Here is a 20,014-nt window from a genome sequence, read left to right as displayed (position 1 = left end):
GCGCTCAGGCCGCCTGCCGCCCAGCCTGTCGCCCAGCCTCGCGCGCCTCGGTGTAGCGCCGGTAGGCAGCGCTCGACAGTACTGCGCCCTCCAGGCCACGCTCCAGCGCGCGCTGGAACAACAGCTCCATGCCCAGCGTCTGCACCTCGCGGATGGGCAGCGGCGCGTCGCTCTGCACGTCCGGGAGCTGGTCCAGAATGGCGAGCGCCCGGCCCATGCGCACCTCGTCGGTGGCCGCCGCCAGCAGCGCGTAGAGCATGCCGTAGAGGCCGTCCAGACTGGTGGGCAGCAGCACCGCGGTGTCCTCGCCCGGCTCTGCCTCCAGCAGCTTCAGGACGTCGGTGCCGGCCTGGATCTCGCGCAGCACGCCGAAAAACTCCGCCGCGTTGGCGGCACCGATGCGCCCCTGCACGAAGACGCGCTTGCCGGCCTCGGAAAGCGCCGACTTGAGCACGCTGGAGATGTCCTCCCAGCCGCGGGGGCTGGCGCCGACGAGGTGATCGTTGGCGAGCTGGCTCGCGGTGTCGTCGAGCTTGTCGGGGCGGACCTTGAGGTAGGCCATCACCTCCGGCGCAAAGTCGTGGGCGAGCGCGTAGTCGAGGAAGGCGTCGATGACCGATTGCACGTTGAAGTGGAACATGCGATCAGCCAGCGCCGTGCCCATGTCGTGGCTGACGGCACCATGGAAGGCGGCGTTGCCGGCGGCGATCACCTGCCAGCCGTCCGGCAGGCGGTAGTTGCCGACGCGCCGGTCCAGGATCAGCGAGTAGGCGGAGATCTGCAGGCGCTGATCCGCCGCCGTCAGCTCGTCCAGGAACAGGATGCCGTCGGGCTGCTCGCCGCCCGGCAGAAACTCCGGCGGGAACCAGACCGTCTTGGACTGCTGATCGTCGGCGTAGATGGCGCCGCGGATGTCCACGGGCTCGATGGTGGTGAGCCGCAGGTCAACCAATGGCACATCGAAGTGCTCGGCCACCTGCCGCACCACCGACGACTTGCCGACGCCGCGGGTGCCCCAGAGCATGGATGCCCGCCGCCGCAGCAGCGGATCCGCGTATTGCTCGATGAGCGCATCCTTCACCGCCGCGATCGACACCGGCGGAATATTCATCGGGTTGCCTTGCAAAAATCTGTCCCCTCAGGTTGATGATGGTGGTCGCCGGTGGCTCGGGATGGCGGGCACGCTTCGAAACTATGGAAGCATTGCTCGCAACGCCGAAATCGAGCGCATCGTAGGTCGTAATCGTTGTCGTGATCTCAACCGCGCGGATATTCGATGACGACTCCGATTACGACAACGACAACGACAACGACAACGACAACGAGGGAGCACGGTTTCGGAATTTCCGCAGCGAAGCGCTAGCCCTCGGCCTCGGCAGAGCGTCGCCTCAAGTCGTCGTCGAAGCGGTCGGCATTCGCCGCGGCCAGGGCTGGCGCTGGCGGCGGCGCCTGCTTGTCCGCCACGTGCTGGAACCATTCACGGTACACCAGCGGCCGCGGCAGCGGCGGGATCTCGAAGCGCGGCATCTCCCGCATCATGAAGAAGCTCAGCAGCATCAGCGGCGGCGCGTGGAAGATGAAGAGCTTGAGGATGGAGCCGTCCGCCATGTCCAGGTAGCGGATGCCGGGCGACGCGGCCGAGATGGCCACCAGGATCAACAAGGGCACCGCGCGCTGGTACGCCACCCGCCAGCGCGCGCCGGCGTGGCGCTGGTGGAAGCGCGCAGGCGGTTCCGCCAGGGTCTCGGCCAGGTGCGTGACGGTGCGGCCGAGCTCGCGCTCGATGTTCGGCGTGCGCGCCGGCTCATTGGGCGCCACGCGGATGGCGCCCCGCCAATAGCTGACGATTTTCCGCAGCGGGCGGTGCTTCCAGCCGATGACGGCGAGCAGATCCTCGGGGATTTTCAGCTTGCCGCCGGCATCGGTACTGAGCTTGAGCTCCGCCGGCAGGCCGTTGAAGCGCTCGGCCTTGAGCTCCAGGTCCACCGGGCCGATGCGGGCGGCACCGGCGACGATCACCGGACGCAGCGGACCGTCCACGGTGTCGATGAGGAGGTCGTCGTCCAGCGCCACCGGTGCTGGCCCAGTAGCCGCGGTGGGCACGGGCACCGCCTCGCCACGCGCCTTCCGCCATGGCAGGCGCTTGCGCCACCCCGCCGGCTTACGACTGCGGCGGTGCTGCCACTGCGCTTGGAGCTTCTGCAGCAGCCGGCCGCCGACGGTGCGGGCGACCCGGCGTGCACTGCCGGCGCGGCCACGCTGCTCCAATTCGGCAACGGATTCAAGCACATAGCTGCGTGCCGTCGGCACCCCCGCGTGCACCGCGAACTGCCGCCGCACCGGCACCTGGTCCAGTTGCTCCAGCAGCTTCTCCAGGTCCTTGCCGTCGGCGATGAGGCTGGATTCGAGCCCGCTCGCGTCGCGCACGAGGCGCACCAGCCGGTGCTTGCCGGTTCTGCTCACGTCCTGGGTCGCCTCCAGCCGCAGGTGCATGGTGAGCGGAACCGGGCAGTCCGCGTCGGCGGGCACTTCCTGCGCCTTGAAGCACAGCACCCGCTCATCGCGCCGGCTCGCGGCCATGTCGGCGTGCAGCCCGCGGCGGCTGAAAGGCGCGATCAGGGTCAGGATCTCGTGGTGGGTCAGCGGCTGATGGGGCACCACCGGGCGCATCGGCTGCGGCTTCAGGCTCGGCATCAGCCGCGGGCGGCTGCTCTTGATCCGGATTTGTGTCATCGCAGTGTCCCCCTGGGTTGATGGTCGATTGTTCCCGACCGGGCGGCCGGCGTCGAGTGCGCGATCAGGCCACGCGTTTCCAGCGCCGCCAGTGTACGGTAGGTGGCGCTGGGCGCGGCCGCGGCCACCCGCGGCCGGCCGGCGAAGTGCCGCACCCAGTGGCGCCGCCGCGCGGCCGGGTCGCGGACAAAGGGCTGGTAGCGGATGGGCACGGCGCCCTTGCAGCGGCCGTGCTCGTCGCGGCAGTCGGGGATGTCGGATTCCGTGCGGCAGCCGGCGCCTGTGAAGACGAAGCGCGGCGCGTGGGCGCGGATGCGGGCGGCCAGCCGGCGGGTCGCCTCGCCGGCGGCCTCGATTGGTTGCCGGATCAGTGGGGCCAACGGTGCGCAGGCCGGCATGGTAGTCTCCGCCGGCGGCGCGGCTGAACGCGCCGGCCGTGCTATTGGCCCGGCGCTCAGGCGGGCCACCCCGCAGCATATGAGTCGCGGACAATGGCCGGCCACGTCGCTCGCAGCGCCGGCGATGTTGATTCGCGGGCGTCTTGTCCAGATCTTGCGAGACGCCCCCCGGACGAAACCTGAACAAGCCCCCCGCGAACCTGCTCCAATGACTGATCGTATCTGTGTCGTCGGCAGCGGCATTGCCGGCCTCGCCTCCGCCTGGTTGCTGTCCCATCGTCACCAGGTGACGCTGGTCGAGAAGAACGGCTACTTCGGCGGCCACACCAACACCGTCGAGGTGGACGAAGGCGACCGCAAGGTCCCGGTGGACACCGGCTTCATCGTCTACAACGTACGCAACTACCCGCTGCTGGTGCGGCTGTTCGAGCGCCTCGGCGTCGGCACACGCGACTCGGACATGTCCTTCTCCGCATCCATCGGTCCCGGGCGACTCGAGTACGCCGGCGATAGCCTAAGCACGATTTTTGCACAGCGCCGCAATGCGTTAAGCCCGCGGTTTCTGCGGATGCTCGTGGACATCTTCCGCTTCAACGCGCGCTGCAAACAATGTCTCAGAGACTCCGGGTTCGATGGCCGGAGCCTCGGTGAGTTCCTCACCAGCGAGGGCCTGAGCGATGCGTTCCGCGACCACTACCTGCTGCCCATGGCCTCGGCCATCTGGTCGTGCCCGACGGACACCATGCTGGCCTTCCCGGCGGAGAGCCTGGCCCGCTTCTTCAACAACCACCGGCTGCTGCATCCGCTGGAGCGGCCCGTGTGGCGCAGCGTCGCCGGCGGCAGCCAGCGCTACGTCAGGCGCATCGCCGCGGACCTCGGACCCGAGCGCATGGTCAGCGACGCCGCCGTCGCGGTGCGCAGGCGCGAAGCCGGCGTGCAGGTGGAGCTGGCGTCCGGACGCACCATCGACGCCGACCAGGTGGTGCTCGCCTGCCACGCGGATCAGACGCTGCGGCTGCTGGCGGAGCCGACGGCGGACGAGGCGCGGCTGCTGGGCCGCTTCCGCTACCAGCCCAACCGCACCATCCTGCACACCGACACCAACCTGATGCCCCGGCGCCGGGTGGTCTGGTCGGCCTGGAACTACCTGGCCGCCGAGAACCCCGACGGCGGCCGGGCGGTGTCGGTCACCTACTGGATGAACAAGCTCCAGGGCCTCGAGACCAGCCGCGACTACCTGGTGTCGCTGAACCCTCTCATTGAGCCGGACCCCGCCAAGGTGATCGCCGAGACCACCTACGACCACCCGGTCTTCGACCAGGCGGCGATGAACGCGCAGCGCGAGCTGCATCGTATTCAGGGCGTCGACCGACTCTATTTCTGCGGCAGCTATTTCGGCTACGGTTTCCACGAGGACGCGCTGCGCTCCGCCGTGGACGTGGCCGAACGGCTCGGCGTCGACACCGGCTGGCTCACCGGCAACGATGAGCTCCCGGCCGCCGTCGGCCCGCTGGCCGAGCCCGCACCGGCCGGGGCACCCGCGTGATGCGGCACGATAACGGCCAGAAGCCAGTCGCCGCGGACACGGCCGCCAGGGCGGATGCCCGTTCGCAGGAATCGGGGCACCGGATCTTCTTCACCCGGGTCATGCACCGGCGACTGTTCCCGGTGCGCTACCGCTTCGAGTACCGGGTGTTCAGCGTGCTGTTGGATGTGGACGCGTTAGAACGAGTCCCGCAGCGCCTGGCCGTTGGGCCACCCCGTGGCTTCCTGGCGGGTTTGCTGCGCCCGCAGATCTTCCGCTTCGATCCGCGCGACCACGGCCCCCGCGACGGCACGGCGCTCAGACCTTGGGCGGAGCGGGTGCTGGCGAGCCAGGGCATCCACCTGGACGGCGGCCGCATCCGGCTCCTGTGCTTTCCGCGCGTCCTGGGGTACGGCTTCAATCCGCTCAGCCTCTGGTACTGCGAGCACGCCGACGGCCAGCTGCGGGCTGTCATCGCCGAGGTCAACAACACCTTCGGCGAGCATCACAGCTATCTCTTGCACGACGACGGCCGGCCCATCGCCTGGCCGCTGCGCGCCGAGAAGCTCAAGTGCTTTTATGTCTCGCCGCTCATGGACATGCAGGGCGGCTACCGCTTCCGGCTGTCCGCGCCCGGCGCTAAGCTCGCGGTGGTGATTCGCCAGTTCGACGAGCACGGCCGGCTCAAGCTGGTGGCGACCCAGACCGGCGACGGCGAGCCGCTGAGCGACGCGGCGCTGCGGCGCGCCTTCCGGCAGATGCCGGTGATGACCTACAAGGTGGTGTTCGCCATCCACTGGCAGGCGCTCAAGATCTGGCTCGGCGGCGCCCGCTTCTTCACCAGACCCGAGCTCCCGAAGCAGGAGGTGACCTGATGTCCGATTCCAAACGCGCAGAGGCGGCCCTGCCCGCCGGCCCGATCGCCCGCCTGCCCGGCCTCAAGCCCTTCCAGCACCTGTTCGACCGCATCCTGCGCGGCCACCTGCGCATCCGCATCGGCGAGCACTGCCACGAGATGCACGGCACCGAGGCTGGGCCGAGCGGCGAGATCCGGCTCCTGAAGCCCGTCAGCTTCGCCCGGCGCATTGCCACCCGCGGCCACGTCGGCCTCGGCGAATCCTACATGGCCGGCGACTGGGACAGCCCGGATGTCACCGCTTTGCTGCACTGTCTTGCCGCCAACCAGCATGCGCTGGTGGAGGTGTTCGAGGGCAGCTGGCTGAACCGGGTCGCGTCGCTGTTCCGCCACCGCCGGCGCGCCAACACCAAGGCCGGCAGCAGGCGCAACATCGAGGCTCACTACGACCTTGGCAACGCCTTCTACCGGCTCTGGCTGGACCCGAGCATGACCTACTCCGCAGCCGTGTTCGAGCGCGAGGCCGACACGCCCGAGGAGACCCTGGCACAGGCCCAGCACAACAAGTACCGGCGCCTGCTAGGTCTGCTGGAAGCGACACCCGGCCAGCACCTGCTGGAGGTGGGCTGCGGCTGGGGCGGCTTCGCCCGCACCGCGGCATCCGCCGGGCTCGCGGTCACCGGCATCACCCTGTCGCGCGAGCAGCTCGCCTGGGCCGAGACGGCCGTCGCGGGCAGCGCGCTGGCGGAGCGGCTGGCATTCCGGCTCCAGGACTACCGCGATGTCACCGAGCGCTTCGATCACATCGTCTCCATCGAGATGTTCGAGGCGGTGGGCGAGGCCTACTGGCCGGCCTATATGGCCATGCTGAAGCGTTGCCTGAAACCGGGCGGGCGCGCGGCGCTGCAAGTCATCACCATCGCGGATTCGGAGTTCGACGGCTACAAGGCGAGCCCGGACTTCATCCAGCATTACATCTTCCCGGGCGGCATGCTGCCGACGGTGGGCCGCTTCGACGCCGCCGCTGCCGAGGCCGGGCTCGGGGTTGTCGCGCGCAGCTTCCACGGCCTGGACTACGCCCGCACGCTCGCCGCCTGGCGCGAGCGCTTCGAGACCGAGCTGCCGGCCGTGCGTGCGCTGGGCTACGACGAGCGCTTCATCCGCATGTGGCGCTACTACCTGTCCTACTGCGAGGCGGGCTTCCGCGACCGGCGCATCGACGTGATGCAAGTGGCGCTGGCCGGGGCTTGAGCGGGCGCCGGCGCGGCGCCGCCGTCAGGCTGATTCTGGGTCTGTCGGTGCGCCGTGGCGCAAGGCCGTGCTTGGTGCATGCGTAGGCGTTCGCGGCTGTCGTCGCGTGGCGCGAACGCTGCCGATCGCGGCACCGAGCGTGCCGCTCCCGCGGACTCGGTGGGAGTGGGCGCTCAGCGTGGCACTGGATCGGCTGTCGGCTGGAGGCCGACGTAGATCGCCGCGGCGGAGCGCGGTGGCAGCTCGAACGTAGCGCTCGTGTCCTTGCCTACGGTGACCTCGATGCCCGGCGCGGATGCACCGCCTGACGCGCCCGCCGGCGCAGCAGTCGCTGCCGCATCGCCCGCCTTCGCCGGCTCCGCCGGCCGGCACCTGCCATCCTCCAGCCGGGCCGCCACGGCGTTGCAGTAGCGCCCCGCCGGCAGGCCGGTGCGCAGCCACTGGCGCATGGGCTCGTCGGTGGCGTTGATGGCGACGAAGCCGCGCTCGCCGCGGGCGAAGGCGATGCGCCCGCCTGCGTCATCGCTCCACCAGTTCGCAACCTTGGCGCCGTCGGTGTGGTTGCGGAAGCCGACCATGCCGACGATGGCCGCACGGCGGTGCTCGCAGCGCCAGGCCGTCGTGCAGCCGAGGCCGTTGGGGCCGTGTACCCGCAGCGTGGTGCCGTCGTCCGCCGAAGGCGGCCCGGCATTGGGATCCGAGAAGTCGTAGCCAGACATGATCCGCGCCGTGCCGTAGGGCCACGCCAGCATGAAGACGTTGGCGAGGTCATAGACGGCGCCGTCGCCCGGCGTCAGCATCGCATCCGCACCGCGACCCGCGGCAGTCTGGGCGCGCCGGGTCTCGTGGCTGTCCACGAACACCAGTGCCTGGTCGCTCGGCACCAGGTCGTCCGCCCCCAGGCCGGGCCGCATGTTGCGCAGCTCGGCGATGTTGCCGCTGCGAAAGGCCGTCGCGAGCCGTCGCCCGTAGTCCTGCTCGGTAACCGCGCCGTTGCCGAGATACTCCAACGCCCGCACCGCCTGGCCGGGGCCATCGTCCACCGCCTGGTAGACGAAGGGTAGCCCCTCCACCCGCGCCAGGATGCCGGCGATGTCGCCGGAGGCCATGTAATTGGCCGCATCGATGCGGAAGCCGGACACGCCCAGATCCAGCAGGCGATTCAGGTAGGCGCCGACACGGTTCTGCACGGGGTCGGCCTCGGTGTTCAGGTCCGCGCGGCCCAGCAGGTTGCAGCGCTGCACCGCGGCGCGGTTGTCGTAGCGCCCGGCAACTGCGCAGCGGGGGCTGTGGAAGTCCTGCTGCAGCAGACCCGGATAGTCGTAGTAGTCGTAGTGGCTGCCGGCGCTGCCGGTGCCCCAAAGTGGATCATCCGCCAGCGCCGGACCCGTCATGTTATTGATGACGGCATCCACGTAGACCTCGACGCCGGCGGCGGCGCAACGGCGCACCATGTCCGCGAAGGCGTTCTCATCGCCGCCGCGGCTGGTGAGCGCGAAGCTCACCGGCTCGTAGCGCTGCCACCAGGGGTAGCCGGCCACCACCCGGTGCTCGTTGGGCGGAGACACCTGCACGGCCGCGAAGCCCCGAGGGCCGAGAAAGGTCTCGCACTCCACGGCAATGTCGTCCCAGCGCCATTCGAACAGTTCCACCACGACATCGCGCGGCATGTCGGACGCGGCCACAACCACCGCTGGTGCGGGCACGTCGTCATCCTCCGGCACCGGGTCGTCCGAGTCCAGGCCGCCGCTCGCAACCAGGAGCAGCAGCGCAGCGAAGGCGACGATGGTCGCGTTCAACGCCATGCTGAGCAGGCCCACCAACAACTGCATCGGAAACTTCACCTACCATGCATCCAACAGCGACCCGACATGGTCTCACGGGCGGGCGCCCAACCGCCCGCGCGACTGCCAGGCGGGGCATACCATGTAAGCCTTTACCGTCGGGCGCGAGCGGATCTGTTGTCAAAGCGCCCATCAGGAGCCGGCCCGACCCGACCCGGCGTCGGCCAACCAGCGTCACAAGCCCGAGGAAGCCAGGTCCATGCAGCACCATCGATATCACCGTCCTCCTGCTGCCACCGCGAGCCGCGCCGGCCGCAGGGCAAGGCTCCTGGGCACTGCCGCCCTGGCGGGCCTGGTGTCCGGTTGCTCCGCCCCGGCAGGCTCCATCGAGCCCACCGGCACCGACGTGCCGGACGCCACGGGCTGGCGGGCCGAGGAAGTCATCCGCGGCCTCGTGCACCCGTGGTCCATCGCCTGGCTGCCGAACGGCGACGCGCTCATCACCGAGCGCCCCGGGCGGCTGCGGCTGCTGCGCGGCGGCGAGCTGGCGCCGGAGCCCATCGCCGGTCTGCCGGACATCTGCACCGACTGCGGCCAGGGTGGCCTCCTGGACATCGCACTGCACCCGGACTTCGCGCGGAACCGGCTCGTCTATTTCACCTTCGCCCAGGGCCACGAGAACAAGAACCGCACCGCGCTGGGCCGCGGCCGACTGGACGATCAGGCCACGCGGCTACTGAACACCGAGGTGATCTTCCACAACGCCGACTGGAAGTCCGGCGGGCAGCACTTCGGCTCGCGGCTGGTCTGGCTGCCAGACGGGACGCTGTTGATGAGCATCGGCGACGGCGGCAACCCACCCGTGTCCTTCCACGGCGACGTGATCCGCAAGCAGGCGCAAGACCTCGGCACCCACTTCGGTTCCGTGGTCAGGCTCACCGACACAGGCAAGGCACCGCCGGACAATCCCTTCACCCACCGGGCCGGTGCAAGGCCCGAGATCTACAGCTTCGGCCACCGCAACATCCAGGGCATGACCCGCGACCCGGACACGGGCGCCGTCTACGCCAATGAGCATGGTGCCCAAGGCGGGGACGAGCTGAACCGTATCCAGGCCGGCCACAACTACGGCTGGCCCGAGGTCACCTACAGCATCGAGTACTGGGGGCCACCCATCTCCGACGTGGCCGAACGCCCGGACGTCACCGCCCCGCTGGTGGTCTGGACGCCGTCGAAGGCGCCGAGTGGCCTCACGGTCTACACCGGCGAGCGCTTCCCGCGCTGGCGGGGCGACCTTATGAGCGGCGCCCTCAAGTTCCGGGAGGTCCAGCGGCTGGACCTCGAAGACGGCAGGATCGTCGGTATCGAGAAGCTCGGGATCGGCGAGCGGGTGCGCGACCTGCGCATGGGGCCGGATGGCGAGCTGTATGTGCTCACCGACGAGCCGAACGGCGCGTTGTTGCGAATCGTGCCGGACTGATCGGACTTTTTGGCGCTGCCGGTCCGCCACCCGGCGGATGCCGCTGTCGTCGCGCCGCGAGCCGTCTTCGCGCTGGTTGACCAATTGCTTTCCTCCGGCAGACGCCTGACGGAGGTCGACCAGGCGGGCGGCGTCGACGCATGAGACTCGGGAATCGCCGTGCCGGCACGCGCGTCGATCACCCTACCGCGCAACCCATGGCGTCCGAACGTGCCAGCAGGGGAACCATGATTGCCCCAATGCGGGTTGGCCGCGTAAGCTTGCCAATCAAAGGGGCTCGGCCCATATCGACCGCGATTCAGCACGTGATTGGGGAGCGCACATGGACATGCCCCGTGTGGTACGAAGCGCATGCCTCGCGCTACTGCGCTCGCCGATCCTGCACGTCTTGCTGAGCGGCGTGGTGCTGTTCATTGCAAGTCGGTGGCTCGCGGAGTCATCGTTCACGTTACCCAGCGCGTCCTCGGCATTCGCAAGGCCGGCGATCAGCATCCCGCATAGCCACTTGATTCAGGCCCAGCGCGCCTTCAGGCAAGCGCGGGGTCGCGGGCCGACTGCCGAGGAGGAGCAGGCCATCGTGACCGCGCTGGTCGACCAGGAACTGCTGTTCCACTACGCCCTGGCGCACGGCATGCAGGAAGAAGCCGTGGTGCAGCGGCGACTCGCGCGAATCGCGCGCTGCATGTGTGCAAACGACGACGGCCCCACCAACCAGGCGGCGCTGGCCGACCGCGCGCTGGCGCTCGGCCTGCACCACCGCGACCTCGGAGTACACCGCGTCCTGAGCGACGCCGCACGGCGTCTGATCCGATCGGCCGCGCTGTCGTCTGACCCAGAGCCAGCCGACATCTTGGCCTATTACGAGGCCAATCTCGACGCCTGGACCACGCCCGCCGAGACGCGCCTGTCCCACATCGAATTCGACGGCTCGAAGCACGGCGATGCGGCCGAGGCCCGGGCGCGGGAAGCCCTGGCCCGAATTCGTGCCGAAGGGCTCGACATGGACGCCGCGCTCGCCCTCGGCGATGCGCCGGTGGTGCCGGCGGTGCTCCCGTTCGAGAGCGACCAGGCGCTGGAGCGCCGCTTCGGCAGGCGCTTTGAAGAGGCGTTGCGGGACGCCCCGGTGGGCAAATGGTATGGCCCGGTGCCGTCCCGGCACGGCCAGCATCTGGTCTACGTGCACGCGCACCGGCCGCCACGGGTGCTGCCCTTCGCCGAGGTGGCAGCCAGTGTGCGCAAGCGCTACCTGAGGACCCTGGCGGACGAATCGCTCAGCCAGCAGCTTCGACAACTGCGCTCGGCATACGACATCCACCTGCCGCCCGAAAAGACCGGCTGAGCACGCGCCGCACCTGCGTCAAGCCCGGACGACTGTGCGATTTTCCCCTGAGCCATAAAGGGCCTTTTGGATGACTGGAGCACACCGGGGTTCACGATCGCCATTGTCCGGTTGCAGCGGGTGCTCGCTCGGTTAGACTTGCGCGCCAACGCCCGACCGCGCCCGTGGGAAAAAGCAAAGCGGCTCGGGGCCGAATTGCTGCCTGCCGGGAGCCCGCCGATGAGCCTTTCACCGCCCGCGCTGACCCTCGGAGTCGAAGAAGAATATCTGTTGGTGGACGCAGCGACGCGGGAGCTCGTGAGCCATCCCCCGCCGTCGTTCATGGCGCAGTGCACGCGTGCGCTGGGCGAGCGCGTGACCCACGAGTTCCTGCAATGCCAGGTGGAGATCGGCACGGCCATCTGCGCGAATGTGGCCGACGCGCGGCGTGAGCTGTCGGAGCTGCGTGGCACGGTCGCGCGTATTGCCGAGGCGCACGACATGCGCCTGGTGGCGGCCTCGACCCACCCGTGGTCGAGCTGGCACAGTCAGGAGCCCACCGACATGGAGCGTTACCGCATCATCGCCGACGAGCACCAGACCGTGGCGCGGCGCCTGGTGATCTGTGGCATGCATATCCACGCCGGCATCGAGAACAAGGACCTGCGCGTGGACCTGATGGGTCAGATGACCTATTTCCTGCCGCATTTCCTGGCGCTGAGCACGTCCTCGCCGTTTTGGGAGGGCGACATCACCGGGCTGAAGGCCTTCCGGCCCACTATTTTCGGCGACGTGCCGCGCACCGGCCTGCCCGAGACCCTCGCGTCCTGGGGCGAGTGGGAGGCGTTGCTCGCGATGCTGCGCGAGACCTTCGACTTCGAGGACGCGTCCAAAATCTGGTGGGACATCCGCCCGAGCGGTGCGCATCCAACGCTCGAAATCCGCGCCTGCGACGTCTGCACCCACCTGGAGCAGGCGTTGTCCCTGGTCGCGCTCTACCAATCGCTGCTCTCCTACTTGTACCGGCTGCGTGCCGACAATCAGCGCTGGCGCGAGTATCGCCGCGTGCTCCTGGCCGAAAACAAGTGGCGTGCCCAGCGTTATGGCAGCGAGGCGGAGCTGGCGGATTTCGGCCGCCGCCGTGTCGTGCCGCTGGCGGACCTGGTGGAGGAGCTCATCGACCTGCTGGGCGATCACGCGGCGGACCTGGGCTGCCTCGACGAGCTGACCGGGCTGCGCACCATCGTGGGCGCGGGCAACAGCGCCGACCACCAACTGCGCGTGTTCCGCGAGGCGCAGGCGGTCGGCGACGATGACCGCGCGGCGCAGGCGCGGGTCGTCGACTGGCTGGTCGAGACCACGGTTGAAGGGATCTGACCGGCGCCTTGTTTCGCACCGAGTCAGGTCGTCGTATGAATCACGTCATCCCTGTGAGTCACATCACCCCCAGAATTCCATCGCCTGAAGCCCGGAGCAGTCCATGACCACCCAGTACAGCCTTGGCCGTGACGGTGAGCCGCCGTTGGATGTCGCGATCATCGGCGCCGGCGTAGCCGGCGTCTACACCGGCTGGTCGCTGCGCACCCGCGCATCGGCGTTGGCCGGCAACGATGGGCCGCCCCATGTGGCGATCTTCGAGCAGGGCGAACGGGTCGGCGGGCGCCTGTTCACAGCGACCCCACCTCACGCGCCCCATCTCAAGTGCGAGCTGGGCGGGATGCGCTACATCGACACCCAGGACCTCGTGGTGGACCTCATCGCCGAGCTCGGGCTCGCGTCGAAGCCCTTCATGGTCGGCGACGAGCACAACCTGAACTACCTGCGCGGCGAGCGTTTCACCCTGGCGGACCTCCACGCCGGCTCCGAGCGCATCCCCTACGCGCTTGCACCGGACGAGCGCGGCAAGGCGCCTCCGGAGCTGCTCGCCAAGGCGCTCGAGGCCTTTCTGGCCGACGGCGCCGCGCTGACCGAGGCCGAAAAGCTCCAGCGCGAGCGGGAGATGACCGTTGACGGCCAGCCGGTGACCAAAGTGCCCGCCATCGATGTCATCCGCTCGGCGCTGTCCGCCGGCGGCTACGACTTCCTCATCGAGGGGATGGGCTACACCTGCATCCTCGACCCCGCGATCAGTGCCGTGAATCTCATTCACACCGACCTGCGGGGCGGCACGCGCCGAACGCTCATCGACGGCATGCAGGCACTGCCGCTGACGCTGGCGCAGCGCTTCGAGGGCGCTGGCGGGCAGATCGCCCTTCGGCATTCGCTGCGCACCGTCGAAGCCACTGGCGACGCGTATCGGCTGCACCTGGACACGCCGGATGGTCCCATCGACGTGACAGCGCGGCACGTCGTGCTGGCGCTGCCGGCGCAGGCCTTGCGGGATCTCGCGCCCGACTCCCTGCCGCTCACCGATGCCGGCTTCCGGCGCGACCTCGACAGCGTGGTGCCGGTGCCGGCAGCGAAGCTCTACTTCGGCTTCGAATCGCCCTGGTGGGAAGCAGCCGGTCTCAAGGACGGGCGCTCCGACACCGACCTGCCGATCCGCCAATGCCTCTACTTCGGCGTCGAGTCCGAGCAGCCCGACGGCGACCCCACCAACACCAGCGCTCTGCTGGTGGCGAGCTACAGCGACGGCGATGCGACCGGCTACTGGGAGCAGCGGGTCTGCGTGCCGCCCTATTACGCGACGCCGGCCGGCTTCCCCGAGGGGCTCGCCGTCTCCGCCGCCGTGGTGGAGGATGTGCGCAAGCAACTGGAGCAGGTGCACGGCATCCCGGTGCCGCAGCCGGAATGGGCCGCCTTTCAGGACTGGACCCCGGCCCCGTTCGGCGGCGGCTGGCACTACTGGCGGGTGGGCCATCGCAGCGTCGACGTGGTGCCGCGCATGCGCCACCCGCTGCCCGACGAGCGCATCTACATCTGCGGTGAGGCGTTCTCCTCGCACCAGGCGTGGATCCTCGGCGCGCTGTCATCGGCGGAGCAGATGCTCCAGCAGCAGTTCGGTGCGCCCTACCCCCGCTGGCTGCGTCCCGACGCCGACCTCGGTGCCTGAGCGCCGGCGGACCGCGCCCGCTGGCAGGATTCAAGATCGTAGGTCGGGTTAGCGATAGCGTAACCCGACAATCAACGGCTTACCGATACCCAGCGTCGGGTTACGCTGCGCTGACCCGACCTACACCGATCACACCGATTGGAGCAGACAACAGCATGACAGCGTCGCAACAAGCGCCCACGGGGGCCCTGGACCCGGCCGCGGAGCGTGCGGCCGCAGCCTGGATGGGCGCGCTCGAGCACGCGCCGCACCGGGAGGCGTTGGCCGATGACTTTCGCGCCAAGTTCCACAATCCCGACCTGTTGTACAGGGACCGCGCGGTCTGCAACGTCCTGCGCCCGCGCTTCATCGGCGCCGACCGGGCGCAGGCGCTGACCCGGGCCAGCGAGCTGGTGCTGGCGGCCATCAACAAGGTGGAGCGGGCCGTCGTCGCCGACCGCGACCGGCTGCTGCCCCTGATGGGCGAGTTTGGCGATACGGAGCGGCGGCTGCTCGCTGCACCCGTGCGCCTGCTGCGCAGCGACATCCAGGTGCGCCTGGATGCAACGGCGACGCACGCCGGCTGGGGCTTCTTCGAGCTCAACGGCGCCATCCCCGGCGGCCTGGAGATCATGGCGGAGCTCACCGACATCTTCCACGGCTCGGCGCTGTACGCCGTCGCCAGCGCGGAGGTGCCCATGCGCGGCTACGATCTCAAGACCGCGGTCACCCGCTCGCTCATGGGCGCCTGGAAGACCTGGGCGGGCCCGGCCCGCTCCCGGTCGGCGCCGACCGTGGCGCTGGTGGACTTCATCGACGGCGCGCCGTTGCTGGGGGAATTCTTCGTCTTCCAGCGCTGGATGCAAGAGCTCGGCTGCGACTGCCTGCTGGTGGAGCCGCACGAGCTCAGCATCAGCGGCGGTCGTCTCACGGCGCAGGGCCGCGCGATCGACGTCGTCTACCGACGCCTGACCCTGGTGGAGATGCTGCAACATCCGGACGAGACCGGGGCGCTGGTCGCCGCGGCCGAGCAGGATCTGGCGCTCATCATCGATCCCTTCGTTGCCTCCGCCCTCGACCGCAAGGCCCTGTTCGCCCTGCTCACCGACCCGGCGCTGGACTTCGGCTTTTCCGCCGCCGAGCGTGCGGCGGTGGATGCGTCCGTGCCGTGGACCCGGCTGCTGCGCGACGTGGCGACGACGCTGCCCGATGGCACGCACGGCGACCTGCTGGCTTGGGTGCGGCGCGAGCGCGAGCGGCTGATCCTGAAGCCCAATCACGAATTCGGCGGTCACGGCGTCTTCCTCGGCCGGCGCGAGGACGCCGCGGGCTGGGATGCCGCCATCGAGACGGCGCTGGGCCAGGAATTCGTTGTCCAGGTGGGCATTCGCGCGTCGGCGGAGCCGTTTCCGGTCCTCGACGACCCGCTCAATCCCGTCCCGTTCGAGGTCAGCACCGATCCCTACCTGTTCGACGGCGCACTCGGCGGCGTGCTGTGCCGCCTCAGCGCACCGTCCGGCGTGGCCAACGTCACCTCCGGCGGCGGCATCGTGCCGGTCTTCGTGGTCGATGGGTGACGCCGCCGCGAGCACGGCCGACGCGCCGGTCGCGGCGCGCGGGCGCTGGGTGGGCCTCGCCTTCCTGCTGGGCGGGGTTCTGCTGGTGGCGATGGACCAGACCGTGGTAGCGGTGGTCCTGCCGCGGCTCACCGCGGACCTACACATCGGCGTGGACGCCGCCGCCTGGACCGTCACCACCTTCGTGCTGGTCGCCGCGGTGGCATTGACACCGATGGGTCAGCTCGCCGACCACATCGGCCGCCGCCGCCTGCTGCTGCTCGGGCTGCTCGCGTTTGCCCTCGGCAGCCTGCTGACTGCGCTGGCGGCCAACCTGGGCTGGTTACTGGTGGGGCGCGCCCTGCAAGGATTGGTGCTGGCGGCCCTGGCGCCGGCCATTCTGGGCCTGTTGAATCTGAGCTTCCCGGACGGTCCCGCGCGCACGCTCGCGTTTGCGCTCTGGTCCACCACCACGGCCAGCGCTGTCGCCATCGGCCCGCTGGTGGGCGGCGCCTTCGCCGGGCTCGCGAGCTGGCGCGACGCCTTTCTCATCAACCCGCCGCTGTGTCTGCTGGTCGCGCTCGGGGTGCTGTTCTTCGTCGCCGACGACCGCACGGCGCCGATGCCACCGGACATTGCTGCGCCGGGCGCGGGCGATGGGGCCAAAGCTCCAGCAGCCGGCGGGGGCCTCGACCTGCCGGGCGTGCTGCTGCTGGGCCTCACCATGATCACCTTGGTGCTGGGGCTGCAGCAGGGCGACGCCTGGGGCTGGTGGCGCGCCGCCGGACCGCTCGCGCTGGCCGGGCTGTCGCCGGTGCCCTGGTTGCTGGCGGCGGCCGTGGTCCTGGCCTTGGGCCTGTTGCTCCTGGAACGGGCGCGCTCGCGGGCGGCTCGCCCGGCGCTGCTGGCGCCCGAGATCCTGGGCGTGGCCTCGTTTCGGGTATCGCTCATCGCCGCGGGACTCAGTTCCATGGCCCTGTACGGGCTCGTGATCGTGCTGCCCATCTATGTGCAGTTCGTCCTCGGGGCCAGCCCGCTGGAGGCCGGTGTCGCCTTGTGCCTGCTCGGCGCCGGCATGGGCATCGGCGGACTGGCCAGCAAGTGGCTGATCGGGCGCCTCGGACGCAAGCGCCTCGCGCTGCTGGCGCTCGCGCTGCAGATCATCGTGCTGGCGGCGATGATCCCGACCATCGCGCTCTCGGCATCCACCACGGCCACCGCCGCCCTGCTCCTGCCCTATGGCATGGCCTATTCGGCGACCTTCTCCGCGCTGATGAACCGGCTGCTGTCGGAGGTGCCGCCGGCGCTGTCCTCCCGCGCCGCCGGACTCAATGCCACCGTGCGCCTGGGCCTGGCCGCCTTGTCGACCGCGGTCATGGTGGGCGTCGTCATCGGCGTCAGCGTGGCCGACACCCGCGATGCGCTCATCGAGAACACCGCGCTGAGCGGCACACAGCGGGCAACCCTGGAGCGGATGACCCATTTCCAGGTGGGCAGCGGCGCCGCGCGCACCGACGATCGGCAGGTGCTCGCGGCGATGGCCGCGGAGCCGACGCTGGCTCCGCTCGTGACCGAGGTGCGCCGTGGCTTCGTCGCTGCCGGGCGGGCCGCCATCGCGGCGGCGGCCGGGTTCGTCGCCCTCGGACTGATCGTCGCCTTCCGACTGCCGCCCGAGCCGCCGCCGAGCTTGCGCGGGAGCGCGCCCGGCGCGGCAGCGCCACCAGACGAGGTTCGCGAACATGACCCCAGGTGACACCATCCTCACGTTGTACCGCCGCATCGATGCCGGCGATTTCACCGGCGCACGGGCGTTGCTGGCGCCGTCGTTCCGCCTCACCAGCACGGTCCATCCGGAGCCGATGGACGCGGATGCATGGCTCGGTGCACTGGCGCTGTTCGATGCCGCGTTCTCGGATGTCTCCCACGGCACCGTTGTCGATGCCGAGAACGGCGGTGAGGACGGTAGCGAGGTTAGGGGTCGGTTCCATGTCTCGGGTCGGCACACCGGGCACTTGTCGATACCGGGGCTGGCGGAGCTGGCGCCCACCGGCAAGGCGTTTCGGTTGCCGGCAGAGCCCTTCGCCGCCCGGGTGCGCAACGGGCTGGTGGAACGGGTGCGGGTGACCATGGCGCTGAACGGGGGCTACAAGGCCGTGCTCGCACAGTTGCGCGGCGAGGCCGAGCCCGCGCCGCTGGCGCCGGCCGGCGGCGAGGAGCCGGCGGCATGACGGGCAACGACACCTCCCCGATCCGCGCCGTCGGCGGCTTCGGACTCTACTTCGTCGCCGTGTCGTCGATGATCGGCTCGAGCTGGCTGTTCTCCGCCATGTACTCGGCCGAGTACGCCGGCCCGGCCGGCATCCTATCCATCGCCATCGGCGGCATCATCATTCTCATCATCGCGCTCGTCTTCGCCGAGGTGGGTGGCGTACTGCCGGTCACCGGCGGCAGCGCGCGCGTGCCGCAGCTCACCCACGGCGACTACGCGAGCTTCACCGTCGCGCTGCTCAACTGGCTCGGCTACCTCGCCGTGGCCCCGCTGGAGGTGATGGCCATCATCGAGTACGCGAGCGACATCCTGCCGGCGCTGGCGACCAGCGAGCAGGGCCACGTGTCGCTCACGCGCTGGGGCATCCTCACCTGCATTCCGCTGTTGTTCGTGCTGGTGGTGATCAACGTCATGGGTGTGCGCGCGCTGGCCAAGACCAATGGCCCACTGGCCGTCTGGAAGCTCGCGCTGCCGGTGCTCACCATCGTCGTGTTCCTGTTGGTCCGCTTGGAGCCGAGCAACTTCGCCGCCCATGGTGGGTTCATGCCCTTCGGCTGGTCGGGCGTGCTCGGTGCCGTGACCTCGGGCGGGGCGGTGCTGGGTTTTCTCGGCTTCCGCTCCGTGCTGGAGCTGGGCGGGGAGGCCAGGAACCCCGGGCGGACCATCCCGCTGGTGCTGGCGGCGGCCATGGCCAGCGTGATCGTCATCTATGTCATGCTGGCGGTGGCCTTCGTCGGCGCGCTGTCGCCGGCGCAGCTCGCCGGCGGCTGGAGCGCGCTGTCGGACAAGACCGGCGCCGGTCCCTTCGCGACCATGGCCCTGGGGCTGGGTCTCGCTTGGCTCGCGATGCTGTTGTTCGCGGATGCCGCGGTCTCGCCCAGCGGCACCGCGCTGATCTACACCGGCGTGGCCGGGCGCCTGAGCCGCGCCGCCGCCCAGAACGGCCACGCCCCGCCGCCGGTGGCACGCCTGAACCGTGCCGGCGCGCCGGCCGTTGCCATCTGGATCAACTTCGGCATCGGATTGTTGCTGCTGCTGCCGTTCCCGGGCTGGCAGACCATGATGACGCTGATCTCCTCCACGCTGGTGCTGTCGCTCGGCTTCGGCCCGGTGTGTCTGCTGGCATTGCGCGACCAGGCACCGGACCTGCCGCGCCGGTTTCGGCTGCCGGCGGGGCTGCCCATCGCCGCGCTCGCCGCGGTGCTCGCTGCCTTCGTCGTCTACTGGGGCGGCTGGAAGGTCAACCGGCTGCTGCTGCTGGTAGTCCTGGCCGGCTGGGTGGTGCTGCCCTTCGTCACCCGGGTCTTCGCCGGGCGCTGGCCGCGGCCGCTCGATATCCGCGCGCTGTTCTGGATGGCGCCCTATTTCGGCGGGCTGGCGGTGGTGTCCTGGCTTGGAAATTACGGCGGGCGCGGACTGATCACGGCCGGCGTCGACCTGCTGCTGATCGCGCTGCTGACGCTCATGGTCCTGGCGCTGTCGTTCCGCCTGCGTCTGCCGCCGGCGGAGGCGCGGGCGCGGATCGAGAACGCGCTGGAACAGGCTGGGCGCTAGTGCATTGATGCGGAAGTATCGAGACCACGCTCAACGCCGCCCGCGGCGCTGATCCGTCTCGACCTGGAGGCCGACACTCCGGCCGTGGGTCCCGATGGCCGGAGTGTCGCCCTCCAGGGCGACACTCGCTCGCGCCAGACAGCGAACGGTGTCGATAATGCCAAGCATCGTAGGTCGGGTTAGCGATAGCGTAACCCGACAATGAATGGCTTACCGACGCCCAACGTCGGGTTACGCTGCGCTAACCCGACCTCGGTGA

At 69.8% G+C, this 20,014-nt stretch carries 15 protein-coding genes; 11 read left to right on the top strand and 4 right to left on the bottom strand.

Translation table 11 applies throughout. The features are described from left to right. Positions 1-4 precede the first annotated feature (4 nt). The 3 genes from LJE69_RS00700 to LJE69_RS00690 all read right to left on the bottom strand — a co-directional run bounded on the left by LJE69_RS00700 (position 5) and on the right by LJE69_RS00690 (position 3,131). Positions 5-1,126: a MoxR family ATPase gene (locus tag LJE69_RS00700; protein WP_296920187.1), complete on the bottom strand. Its 1,122-nt coding sequence runs from the start codon at positions 1,124-1,126 to the stop codon at positions 5-7. A 233-nt stretch (positions 1,127-1,359) separates the two neighbouring features. Next, the gene (locus LJE69_RS00695; RefSeq protein WP_296920184.1) at positions 1,360-2,733 is read right to left on the bottom strand and encodes a hypothetical protein; all 1,374 of its coding nucleotides are present in this window, start codon (positions 2,731-2,733) and stop codon (positions 1,360-1,362) included. Further along, positions 2,730-3,131 (bottom strand): hypothetical protein, encoded by a 402-nt coding sequence (locus tag LJE69_RS00690; RefSeq protein ID WP_296920181.1) that lies wholly within the window; start codon positions 3,129-3,131, stop codon positions 2,730-2,732. Before LJE69_RS00690 ends, LJE69_RS00695 begins: the two co-directional genes overlap by 4 nt. 208 nt (positions 3,132-3,339) lie before the next feature. Between LJE69_RS00690 and LJE69_RS00685 the strand changes: the two genes are divergently transcribed. The 3 genes from LJE69_RS00685 to LJE69_RS00675 are packed head-to-tail and all read left to right on the top strand — an operon-like array spanning position 3,340 to position 6,763. Continuing rightward, positions 3,340-4,677 (top strand): NAD(P)/FAD-dependent oxidoreductase, encoded by a 1,338-nt coding sequence (locus LJE69_RS00685; RefSeq protein WP_296920178.1) that lies wholly within the window; start codon positions 3,340-3,342, stop codon positions 4,675-4,677. Further along, the gene (locus tag LJE69_RS00680) at positions 4,677-5,531 is read left to right on the top strand and encodes a DUF1365 domain-containing protein (protein WP_296920289.1); all 855 of its coding nucleotides are present in this window, start codon (positions 4,677-4,679) and stop codon (positions 5,529-5,531) included. The genes LJE69_RS00685 and LJE69_RS00680 overlap by 1 nt, the downstream gene beginning before the upstream one ends. Continuing rightward, complete coding sequence (locus LJE69_RS00675; RefSeq protein WP_296920175.1) at positions 5,531-6,763, top strand: cyclopropane-fatty-acyl-phospholipid synthase family protein; 1,233 nt, start codon at positions 5,531-5,533, stop codon at positions 6,761-6,763. The genes LJE69_RS00680 and LJE69_RS00675 overlap by 1 nt, the downstream gene beginning before the upstream one ends. Before the next feature lie 173 nt (positions 6,764-6,936). Here LJE69_RS00675 and LJE69_RS00670 read toward each other — a convergent pair whose 3' ends face one another. Beyond that, on the bottom strand, positions 6,937-8,607 hold the full coding sequence (locus LJE69_RS00670) for an alpha-amylase family protein (protein WP_296920172.1): 1,671 nt from the start codon (positions 8,605-8,607) through the stop codon (positions 6,937-6,939). A 199-nt stretch (positions 8,608-8,806) separates the two neighbouring features. Here LJE69_RS00670 and LJE69_RS00665 point away from each other — a divergent pair, with 199 nt between their 5' ends. The 8 genes from LJE69_RS00665 to LJE69_RS00630 all read left to right on the top strand — a co-directional run bounded on the left by LJE69_RS00665 (position 8,807) and on the right by LJE69_RS00630 (position 19,755). Then, a complete protein-coding gene (locus tag LJE69_RS00665; RefSeq protein WP_296920169.1) occupies positions 8,807-10,027 on the top strand; it encodes a PQQ-dependent sugar dehydrogenase in 1,221 nt (406 codons plus the stop codon). Between the two features lie 505 nt (positions 10,028-10,532). Then, positions 10,533-11,366 carry a peptidylprolyl isomerase gene (locus LJE69_RS00660; RefSeq protein WP_296920166.1) on the top strand — a complete coding sequence of 278 codons (834 nt, stop codon included), beginning with the start codon at positions 10,533-10,535 and terminating at the stop codon, positions 11,364-11,366. Positions 11,367-11,585: 219 nt separating this feature from the next. Further along, positions 11,586-12,722: a carboxylate-amine ligase gene (locus LJE69_RS00655; RefSeq protein WP_296920163.1), complete on the top strand. Its 1,137-nt coding sequence runs from the start codon at positions 11,586-11,588 to the stop codon at positions 12,720-12,722. A 103-nt stretch (positions 12,723-12,825) separates the two neighbouring features. Beyond that, on the top strand, positions 12,826-14,397 hold the full coding sequence (locus tag LJE69_RS00650) for an FAD-dependent oxidoreductase (protein ID WP_296920160.1): 1,572 nt from the start codon (positions 12,826-12,828) through the stop codon (positions 14,395-14,397). Between the two features lie 155 nt (positions 14,398-14,552). Beyond that, the gene (locus tag LJE69_RS00645; RefSeq protein WP_296920158.1) at positions 14,553-15,953 is read left to right on the top strand and encodes a hypothetical protein; all 1,401 of its coding nucleotides are present in this window, start codon (positions 14,553-14,555) and stop codon (positions 15,951-15,953) included. Continuing rightward, complete coding sequence (locus LJE69_RS00640; RefSeq protein ID WP_296920155.1) at positions 15,946-17,685, top strand: MFS transporter; 1,740 nt, start codon at positions 15,946-15,948, stop codon at positions 17,683-17,685. The genes LJE69_RS00645 and LJE69_RS00640 overlap by 8 nt, the downstream gene beginning before the upstream one ends. Next, complete coding sequence (locus tag LJE69_RS00635) at positions 17,672-18,160, top strand: ester cyclase (protein WP_296920152.1); 489 nt, start codon at positions 17,672-17,674, stop codon at positions 18,158-18,160. The genes LJE69_RS00640 and LJE69_RS00635 overlap by 14 nt, the downstream gene beginning before the upstream one ends. After that, complete coding sequence (locus LJE69_RS00630) at positions 18,157-19,755, top strand: APC family permease (protein ID WP_296920149.1); 1,599 nt, start codon at positions 18,157-18,159, stop codon at positions 19,753-19,755. Before LJE69_RS00635 ends, LJE69_RS00630 begins: the two co-directional genes overlap by 4 nt. Positions 19,756-20,014 lie beyond the last annotated feature (259 nt).

This window comes from Thiohalocapsa sp., assembly GCF_022340605.1.
Classification (GTDB): domain Bacteria; phylum Pseudomonadota; class Gammaproteobacteria; order Chromatiales; family Chromatiaceae; genus Thiohalocapsa.
The sequence above is the reverse complement of the archived record's forward strand: the minus strand, read 5'-3'. Positions and strand labels throughout refer to the sequence as shown.

Excerpts from the sequence above, each read along its gene's own strand:
- LJE69_RS00695 (WP_296920184.1), bottom strand. The coding sequence starts at position 2,733 with ATGACACAAATCCGGATCAAGAGCAGCCGCCCGCGGCTGATGCCGAGC.
- LJE69_RS00690 (WP_296920181.1), bottom strand. The coding sequence starts at position 3,131 with ATGCCGGCCTGCGCACCGTTGGCCCCACTGATCCGGCAACCAATCGAG.
- LJE69_RS00685 (WP_296920178.1), top strand. The coding sequence starts at position 3,340 with ATGACTGATCGTATCTGTGTCGTCGGCAGCGGCATTGCCGGCCTCGCC.
- LJE69_RS00680 (WP_296920289.1), top strand. The coding sequence starts at position 4,677 with ATGCGGCACGATAACGGCCAGAAGCCAGTCGCCGCGGACACGGCCGCC.
- LJE69_RS00675 (WP_296920175.1), top strand. The coding sequence starts at position 5,531 with ATGTCCGATTCCAAACGCGCAGAGGCGGCCCTGCCCGCCGGCCCGATC.
- LJE69_RS00665 (WP_296920169.1), top strand. The coding sequence starts at position 8,807 with ATGCAGCACCATCGATATCACCGTCCTCCTGCTGCCACCGCGAGCCGC.
- LJE69_RS00655 (WP_296920163.1), top strand. The coding sequence starts at position 11,586 with ATGAGCCTTTCACCGCCCGCGCTGACCCTCGGAGTCGAAGAAGAATAT.
- LJE69_RS00650 (WP_296920160.1), top strand. The coding sequence starts at position 12,826 with ATGACCACCCAGTACAGCCTTGGCCGTGACGGTGAGCCGCCGTTGGAT.
- LJE69_RS00645 (WP_296920158.1), top strand. The coding sequence starts at position 14,553 with ATGACAGCGTCGCAACAAGCGCCCACGGGGGCCCTGGACCCGGCCGCG.
- LJE69_RS00640 (WP_296920155.1), top strand. The coding sequence starts at position 15,946 with ATGGGTGACGCCGCCGCGAGCACGGCCGACGCGCCGGTCGCGGCGCGC.
- LJE69_RS00635 (WP_296920152.1), top strand. The coding sequence starts at position 17,672 with ATGACCCCAGGTGACACCATCCTCACGTTGTACCGCCGCATCGATGCC.
- LJE69_RS00630 (WP_296920149.1), top strand. The coding sequence starts at position 18,157 with ATGACGGGCAACGACACCTCCCCGATCCGCGCCGTCGGCGGCTTCGGA.